Origin of the sequence: Roseomonas rosulenta (assembly GCF_016106005.1) — a bacterium.
In the GTDB taxonomy this organism is placed as follows: domain Bacteria; phylum Pseudomonadota; class Alphaproteobacteria; order Acetobacterales; family Acetobacteraceae; genus Neoroseomonas; species Neoroseomonas rosulenta.
Window position 1 is genome coordinate 1 of sequence record NZ_JACADR010000234.1, and the last position, 7,171, is coordinate 7,171.

11 protein-coding genes are annotated in these 7,171 nt (G+C 73.1%); 6 read left to right on the forward strand and 5 right to left on the reverse strand.

All coding sequences use genetic code 11. The annotated features are described in order from the left end of the window. The 3 genes from HW578_RS20500 to HW578_RS20510 form a co-directional block, all read left to right on the forward strand. On the forward strand, positions 1 to 530 hold a 530-nt coding region (locus HW578_RS20500; protein WP_232479157.1), incomplete at its 5' end, for an HAD-IC family P-type ATPase. After that, positions 527 to 916, forward strand: coding sequence for a Cu(I)-responsive transcriptional regulator (gene cueR / locus HW578_RS20505; RefSeq protein WP_198372572.1), 390 nt, complete (start codon positions 527 to 529; stop codon positions 914 to 916). The genes HW578_RS20500 and cueR, both read left to right, overlap by 4 nt. Positions 917 to 920: 4 nt before the next feature. After that, a complete protein-coding gene (locus HW578_RS20510) occupies positions 921 to 1,136 on the forward strand; it encodes a heavy-metal-associated domain-containing protein (protein WP_198372573.1) in 216 nt (71 codons plus the stop codon). A 114-nt stretch (positions 1,137 to 1,250) separates the two neighbouring features. Here the strand turns inward: HW578_RS20510 and HW578_RS20515 are convergent, their stop codons facing one another. Continuing rightward, the gene (locus tag HW578_RS20515) at positions 1,251 to 2,003 is read right to left on the reverse strand and encodes an SDR family NAD(P)-dependent oxidoreductase (protein ID WP_198372574.1); all 753 of its coding nucleotides are present in this window, start codon (positions 2,001 to 2,003) and stop codon (positions 1,251 to 1,253) included. Between the two features lie 133 nt (positions 2,004 to 2,136). On the opposite strand from HW578_RS20515, the gene HW578_RS20520 reads away from it, so the two are divergent. Further along, positions 2,137 to 3,171 (forward strand): amino acid ABC transporter substrate-binding protein, encoded by a 1,035-nt coding sequence (locus tag HW578_RS20520; protein WP_198372575.1) that lies wholly within the window; start codon positions 2,137 to 2,139, stop codon positions 3,169 to 3,171. Positions 3,172 to 3,187: 16 nt separating this feature from the next. Here HW578_RS20520 and HW578_RS20525 read toward each other — a convergent pair whose 3' ends face one another. The 3 genes from HW578_RS20525 to gloB are packed head-to-tail and all read right to left on the reverse strand — an operon-like array spanning position 3,188 to position 4,990. Further along, a complete protein-coding gene (locus HW578_RS20525; protein ID WP_198372576.1) occupies positions 3,188 to 3,652 on the reverse strand; it encodes a cupin domain-containing protein in 465 nt (154 codons plus the stop codon). Next, positions 3,652 to 4,251 carry a glutathione S-transferase family protein gene (locus tag HW578_RS20530; protein ID WP_198372577.1) on the reverse strand — a complete coding sequence of 200 codons (600 nt, stop codon included), beginning with the start codon at positions 4,249 to 4,251 and terminating at the stop codon, positions 3,652 to 3,654. Before HW578_RS20530 ends, HW578_RS20525 begins: the two co-directional genes overlap by 1 nt. A 13-nt stretch (positions 4,252 to 4,264) precedes the next feature. Further along, positions 4,265 to 4,990 carry a hydroxyacylglutathione hydrolase gene (gene gloB / locus HW578_RS20535; RefSeq protein ID WP_198372578.1) on the reverse strand — a complete coding sequence of 242 codons (726 nt, stop codon included), beginning with the start codon at positions 4,988 to 4,990 and terminating at the stop codon, positions 4,265 to 4,267. A gap of 68 nt (positions 4,991 to 5,058) precedes the next feature. On the opposite strand from gloB, the gene HW578_RS20540 reads away from it, so the two are divergent. Then, entirely contained in the window at positions 5,059 to 5,763 is a 705-nt protein-coding gene (locus HW578_RS20540; RefSeq protein WP_198372579.1) for a class I SAM-dependent methyltransferase, read from the forward strand. Positions 5,764 to 5,832: 69 nt separating this feature from the next. Continuing rightward, complete coding sequence (locus HW578_RS20545; protein ID WP_198372580.1) at positions 5,833 to 6,528, forward strand: ribonuclease activity regulator RraA; 696 nt, start codon at positions 5,833 to 5,835, stop codon at positions 6,526 to 6,528. A 37-nt stretch (positions 6,529 to 6,565) separates the two neighbouring features. Here the strand turns inward: HW578_RS20545 and HW578_RS20550 are convergent. Beyond that, the coding region (locus HW578_RS20550) for a hypothetical protein (RefSeq protein WP_198372581.1) at positions 6,566 to 7,171 on the reverse strand (606 nt) is incomplete at its 5' end.

Sequence of the window (7,171 nt, forward strand, 5' to 3'; positions counted from 1 at the left end):
CGGCGGCTGCCATCGCTGGCCTGCACGCCGCGGGGCTGCGCACCGCCATGCTCAGCGGCGACCTGCGCGCGGCGGCCGAGGGCGTGGCCGCGCGGCTCGCAATCGACGACGTGGCGGCCGAGGTGCTGCCCGCCGACAAGGCCGCGCGCATCGCGGCGTGGCAGGCGCAGGGCCAGCGCGTGGCGATGGTGGGCGATGGCGTCAACGACGCGCCCGCGCTGGCGCAGGCGGATCTCGGCATCGCCATGGGCAGCGGGACGGATGTGGCGATCGCGGCGGCCGGCATCACGCTGCTGCGCAGCGACCCGGCGCTGGTGCCCGCCGCCATCGAGGTCTCGCGCCGCACGCATGCGAAGATCCGGCAGAACCTGGCCTGGGCCTTCGGCTATAACCTGATCGGGCTGCCGCTTGCGGCGGCGGGGCTGCTCTCGCCGGTGGTGGCGGGGGCGGCGATGGCGCTGTCCTCGGTCAGCGTGCTGGGCAGCGCCCTTTGGCTGGCGCGCTGGCGCCCGCGGGGGGCATCGCGGTGAACATCGGCGAAGCGGCCGCCGCCTCGGGCGTATCGGCCAAGATGATCCGGCACTACGAAGCGATCGGGCTGTTCGGCGCCGCGCGCAGCGCCAACGGCTATCGCGTGTATGGCGAGCGCGAAGTGGCGGTGCTGCGCTTCATCCGCCATGCGCGGGACCTCGGCTTCCCGCTCGAGGATGTGCGCCGGCTGCTCGGGCTGTGGCGCGACCGCCAGCGCGCCAGCGCCGAGGTGAAGAAACTTGCGCTGGCGCATGTCGCCGCACTCGAGACCAAGGCACAGTCGCTACACGCCATGGCGGCCAGCCTGCGCCACCTCGCCGCCCATTGCCACGGCGATGCGCGGCCCGACTGCCCGATCCTGGACGACCTCGCACGGAAGGAATGATCCCATGGAGAAGCCCGGCACCCCGATCATCACGCTGAAGGTCGAAGGCATGTCCTGCAGCCACTGCGCCCAGGCCGTCACCGCCGCGATCGAGGCGAAGGACCCGACCGCGAAGGTGGTGGTCGACGTGGCGGGGGGCACGGTGAAGGCCGAGACCATCCTGCCGCGCCACGTCGTCTCGATGGCGGTGGAGGAGGAAGGCTATCCCGTGAAGGGGTAGAGCAGATCCCGGCCAGGCGGAATCGCCTGGACGGGTGAAGATGCTCGCGGGAACAAGGAGCTGGGGACGTCGCCGTGAGCCAGGGCGAACGGAGGCGGCTCCAGCCGCGACGGTTCAGCTGCTGCCGCCATCCACCACGAAGTGCTGCGCGGTGACCATGGCGCTGTCGTCGGCCGCCAGCCAGAGCACCATGCGCGCGATGTCGTCGGGCATCAGCGCGCCCTTGAGGCACTGGTTCGCCTGGCTGCGGGCCTCGGCCACCGGCGTCAGCCAAAGCGCCTTCTGGCGTTCGGTGTGCACCCAGCCGGGCACCACCTCGTTCACCCGGATGCGGTCGGGGCCGAGGTCGCGCGCGAGGCCGCGCGTAAGGCCGCGCACCGCCGCCTTCGCCGCGGTATAGGCCGGCATGCCGCCGCTGCGGTTCATCCAGGACACCGAGCCCATGTTGATGATCGACCCGCCGCCGGCGCGGCGCATCATCGGCACCACCGCCTGCACGCAGAAGAACTGGTGGCGCAGGTTGGTCGCGATGCGTTCGTCCCAGTAGTCGGGCTCGACGGCCTCGATCGCGTGGCGGTCGTCGCGCGCGGCGTTGTTCACCAGCACGGTGATGTCGCCGACCTGCGTCGCCGCCTGCGCCACCGCCACGCGCAGGGCCGAGATGTCGCGCAGGTCGCAGGCGATGAAGGCCGCGCCGGTGGCCGCCGCCACGGCCTCGCCAGCTGCCGCGTCGAAATCCAGGAACGCCACGCGCGCACGCTGCTGCGCGAAGCGCGCCACCATCTGCGCGCCGATGCCCGAGGCGCCGCCGGTGACGAGCACGCCGCGCCCCGCGAGGCTCGGATAGGTTGCGAAACGATCATCCATGGCCGGTCCCTCCGTGGCGGGCGAGACTGGCAGCTTGCGGCGCGCGCGGCGATTCCGCGGCGGCGATTGACTTCCCGCGTCGCGAACGGCGACCATCGCCCCGGGAGACCGAACAACAGGAGAGGCTATCACCATGTTCCGACGAGGCCTGGCGGCCGCGTTCGCCCTGCTTTGCGCCACCGCGACCGGCGCGGTCGCGCAAACCAACATTCCGAGCCCGACGCTCGACGCCATTCGCGCCCGCGGCAACCTCAACTGCGGCATCCATACCGGCGTCGCCGGCTTCGCCCTGCCCGACAGCCGCGGCGTGTGGCAGGGCTTTGACGTCGAGATGTGCCGCGGCCTGGCGGCGGCGATCTTCAACGACCCGGCCAAGGTGCGCTTCATCCCGCTGTCCTCCTCCACGCGCTTCACCGCGCTCGGGTCCGGCGAGATCGACGTGCTGTTCCGCACCAGCACCCAGACCATGCTGCGCGACACGACGCTCGGCCTGCGCCACGTCACCACATATTTCTTCGACGGCCACGGCTTCATGGTGCGCGCGAATTCCGGCGTGCAGCGCGTGCGCGACATGGGCGGCGCGACCATCTGCCTGATCCAGGGCACCACCAACGAGCAGGTGACGGCGGACTATTTCCGCTCGGTCAACGTGCAGTTTCAGCCGGTGGTCTTCGAACGCACCGACCAGGCGCAGGCGGCGCTGGTGGCCGGGCGCTGCGACAGCTTCGGCACCGACGCCTCGCAGCTCGCGGGCGTGCGCGCCTCCATGCCGAACCCGCGCGACTGGACCATCCTGCCCGAGCGCTTCAGCAAGGAGCCCTACGGCGCCTATGTCCGGCGCGGCGACGACAACTGGTACGACATCGTGCGCTGGTACACGACCGCCATCATCGAGGCGGAGGAGCAGGGCGTGACCTCGGCCAATGCCGAGGAGCAGCGCCGCACCAGCACCAACCCGAACACCCGTCGCCTGCTGGGCGTCACGCCGGAACTGGGCCAGTCGCTCAAGCTCGACCCGGCCTGGGCCTACAACGCGATCCGTGCGATCGGCAACTACGGCGAGGTGTACGAACGCACGATGGGCGAGCGTACCTCGGTCGCGCTGCCGCGCGGGCCGAACAACCTGCACACCAATGGCGGGCTGCTCTACGCCCTGCCGATGCGCTGACCGCGCCGGCCGGGGGTCACGCCCCCCGGCCACCGCGCGGCGCCGGCCGCCAGTCGGGCGGCGCCAGCTCGAACCCCGCGAAGTCGAAGGCGGGGCAGACCGTGCAGCCCACCAGCGTCCAGCGGCCGAGCGAGACCGCCGACTGCCACCACCCCTTCGGCACCATGGCAAACAGGCGCTGGTGCCGCGCGAGGTCGGGGCCGAGATGCACCGCCTGCGCGTCATGCCCATCCGCCGACATGGACAGCGCGAGCGGCCCGCCGGCATGCCAGTGCCAGCCCTCGGCCGCGTCCACTCGGTGCCAGTGGCTGAATTCATCCGCCGCCAGCAGGAACAGGATGGCGGTGCCCGCGCCGCGCGACCCGTCGGCCGGCGCGTCGCGCCAGGTCTCGCGGTAATGCCCGCCCTCGGGATGCGGGCGCAGGTCGAGCGCGGCGATGACCTGCGCCGCCGTCACCGACGGGTCGCGCAGGTCCACCATCAGCCCACCGGCACGGTGCGCGACAGCGGCGGCAGCTCCGACACCTCGGCGAACCAGGCCGCCAGGCGCGGATGCGCCGCCCGCCAGGGCTCGGCGGCGAAGCGGAAGTCGAGGTAGCCCAGCGCGCAGCCCACCGCGATCGCGCCGATGTCGGCGAGCCCGACCGGCGGGTTCGCCTCCAGCACCGCAAGCGCGCGCTCCACCGCCGCCTTCTGTCGCGCATCGAACGCGCGGCGACCGTCATCCTGCGGGTGCGGCATGTTCAGCCGCCGCGCCACCGCGGCATCCAGGATGCCGTCCGCGGTCGCGTGCAGGATCTGCGCGCGCAGCCGCGCGGCGCTGCCGGTCGGCGGGAACAGCGCGGGCGCATCGCCCAGCGTGTCCAGGTATTCGCAGATCACCGGGCTGTCGTAGATCGCGGTGCCGTCGTCCGCGACCAGCGCGGGCACCTTCGACAGCGGGTTGTCGGCCAGCAGCTCGGCCGGCGAGACATGCGGGTTGGTCGCCACCGTCTCGATCCGTCCGTCGAGGCCGCGCGCGATGGCGCAGGCCATCACCTTGCGGACATAGGGGCTGGCGGGGGAGTGGTGCAGCTTCACGGGGGCGTCCTCCTCAGCGGAAATTGTCCTTGGCGGTGCGGATGCGCGCGAGCGTCGCGACGTCCTTGGCGCGCAGGAAGGGGTTGGCGTTGCATTCCTCGCCGATCGTGGTCGGCAGGCTGGGCAGGCCCTCGGCGCGCTGGCGCGCGATCTCGGCGGCGCGGGCCTTGAGCGCGCCGTTGTCGGGCTCGATCGTGAGCGCGAAACGTGCGTTGCTCTCGCTGTATTCGTGGCCGCAGCAGACCAGCGTCTCGGGCGGCAGGGCGGCCAGCGCCTGCAGGCTGTGGAACATTTCCTCCGCGGTGCCTTCCAGCAGCCGCCCGCAGCCCAGCGAGAACAGCGTGTCGCCGCACAGCAGGATGGCGCAGTCGGGCAGGTGGAAGGCAATGTGCCCGCGGGTGTGGCCGTCGCTCGCCAGCACCGTCACCGGCACGCCGAACAGGTCGAAGGTCTCGCCCGGCTTCACCGCCAGGTCGAGATGCGGCAGCCGGTGTGCATCCGCCGCCGAGCCCACCACCTTGGAGCCGTGGCGCTTCACCAGCTCCGCAACGCCGGCCACGTGGTCGCCGTGGTGGTGGGTCAGCAGGATGGTGTCGATCCGCCCGCCCAGCCGCTCGGCCGCGGCGATGACGGGCTCGGCCTCGCCGGGGTCGCAGACCGCGAGCCGGCCATCGGGGGCGCGCAGGAGCCAGGCGTAGTTGTCGGAAAGACACGCCACCGGTGTCACGGTCACGGGCATCAGGGGAACTCCTCCGGCGGGGCTGCGGGGCCATCCCAACCGGGCCCGCGGCGTCCTATATCCCCCGCATGGGCGGCGAGGTCCACGGGCTCGGAACATTCTACGCCTCGGCGCGCGGTGCCGCGGCGGGGCGGCTGCTCGCGCAGCGGCTGCGGCGCATCTGGCCGCGCCTGTCGGGCCAGGCGGTGCTCGGCATCGGCCATGCTGGGCCCTACCTCGACCTGTGGCGGGGCGAGGCGGCACGCTGCATCGCGCTCTCGCCCGCCCAGCTCGGCCTGGCGCGCTTCCCCGCCGAGGGGCCGGCCAGCGCCCTGGTGGCCGAGGAGGACGCGCTGCCGTTCCCCGACCTGTCCTTCGACCGGATCCTGCTGGTCCATGGCCTCGAGATGGCCGAGAACGCGCGTCGCCTGCTGCGCGAGACCTGGCGCGTGCTGAAGGATGACGGCCGGCTGCTGGTGGTGACGCCGAACCGGCGCGGGCTCTGGGCGCATACCGAGCACACACCCTTCGGCCACGGGCAGCCCTATTCGCCCGGCCAGGTCTCGCGCCTGCTGGCGCGGCACATGTTCCACGTGGAGCACCGCGATTCGGCCCTGTTCACCCCGCCCTGGGGCCCCTTCCTGCGCGCGGGCGCGGGATGGGAAAGCCTGGGCCACGCGGTGTGGCCCTCGCGCTACGCCGGGCTCGCCATCGTGGAGGCCGTGAAGGACCTGCTTGCGGCCACGCCGGCCGGCGCGGTGGCGGTCGGGCGGCGGATCCTCGCACCGGCCTGACGCCTCCCCCTTGCCGGACCGCGCGCCCCCTGCGATGCACCCGCTTCCGCGACCGGAGACCGATACCCCATGACCCCCGCCCAGAAGACCGCCCTCGAGGGCGTGACCACCGCCACGCTGACCACCGTGCTGCTCAAGAAGGGCGTGCGCTTCTGCTACATCGCGGGCTCGCGCCCGATCGTTCCGGGAGCCACGAAGCGCATCGTCGGCCCCGCCTTCACGCTGCGCTTCACGCCCACGCGCGAGGACCTCGCGACCGTCGATTCCTGGTCGTCCCCGCGCAGCACGCGCGCCGCGATCGAGGAGATGCCCGCGGGCTGCGTCGCCGTTGCGGACGCGATGGGCTCCACCGCCGCCGGCATCTTCGGCGACATCCTGTGCGCGCGCATGGCGAAGAAGGGCGTCGCGGGGCTGGTCACGGACGGCGTGCTGCGCGACGGCGCGGGCGTGATCGGCACAGGCCTGCCGGTGTTCTGCCAGGGCTATGTCGCCCCCGCCTCGGTCGCCGCGCTGAACTTCGTGGGCTGGCAGGAGACGATCGGCTGCGGCGGCGTCACCGTCATCCCGGGCGACATCATCGTGGCCGACCAGGACGGCGCTGTGGTGATCCCGGCCGCGATGCTCGATGCCGTGGTCGAGGCGGCGGTCGAGCAGGAACGCCTGGAAGCCTGGATCATGACCGAGGTGGAGCGCGGCGTGCCGCTGCCCGGCCTCTATCCGCCCAATGCCGAAACGAAGGCGCGCTACGAGGCGACGCGCAAGTGATCCCCCGCCGCGCGCGGCGCCCTGCCGCGCGCGCCGCCTATTCCAGCACCACCCGCGCGGGTGTCACGACCACGCCGTTGGACCGCCCGCCGGCGCCGAAGGTCTCGATGCGCGTCGCATATCCCTGCTCGGCGACCATGCCGGTCGCGATGTCGATCGCGAGCCGCGCGAAGATCGCCACGCGCGCCTCCGACTCGCCGCCGCGCAGCCGCCCCGCCAGTTCCACCGCGCAGCGCGCCACCAGCACCGGCCGCCCGGCCAGCGCCGACGTGCCCTCGGGCCGGCAGGTTCCCCCGCGCGGCGACCCTCCGATCGGCATGGGCACGTCCTCGCGCGGGGCGATGCGCCGGCGCTCGAGGCTGATCGTGGCGAACTGGTCGCGCCAGGCCGCAAGCAGCCCGTCGCGCGCGGGGTCGGGCGGCGCGGGGGCGCCATCGGCGCGCAGCGCGGCGAATTCGGCGATGCGCCCGTCGCTGCCGCGCAGCGCCGAGATGCGCAGCCCCACCTGCTCCTGCACCAGCGTCAGCCGGATGCCGCTGGCCTCCGGCCGCGCCTCTGACACCGCCAGGCAGTCGCGCTGCACCGGGCGGCCGGGGCGCGTGGCCTGCTCGCGGCAGAGGCTGCGCCACGGCCCCCAGGCGGC

Coding starts and splice junctions, on each gene's coding strand:
- HW578_RS20520 (WP_198372575.1), top strand. CDS start 2,137: ATGTTCCGACGAGGCCTGGCGGCCGCGTTCGCCCTGCTTTGCGCCACC.
- gloB (WP_198372578.1), bottom strand. CDS start 4,990: ATGCCCGTGACCGTGACACCGGTGGCGTGTCTTTCCGACAACTACGCC.
- HW578_RS20540 (WP_198372579.1), top strand. CDS start 5,059: ATGGGCGGCGAGGTCCACGGGCTCGGAACATTCTACGCCTCGGCGCGC.
- HW578_RS20515 (WP_198372574.1), bottom strand. CDS start 2,003: ATGGATGATCGTTTCGCAACCTATCCGAGCCTCGCGGGGCGCGGCGTG.
- HW578_RS20525 (WP_198372576.1), bottom strand. CDS start 3,652: ATGGTGGACCTGCGCGACCCGTCGGTGACGGCGGCGCAGGTCATCGCC.
- HW578_RS20510 (WP_198372573.1), top strand. CDS start 921: ATGGAGAAGCCCGGCACCCCGATCATCACGCTGAAGGTCGAAGGCATG.
- HW578_RS20545 (WP_198372580.1), top strand. CDS start 5,833: ATGACCCCCGCCCAGAAGACCGCCCTCGAGGGCGTGACCACCGCCACG.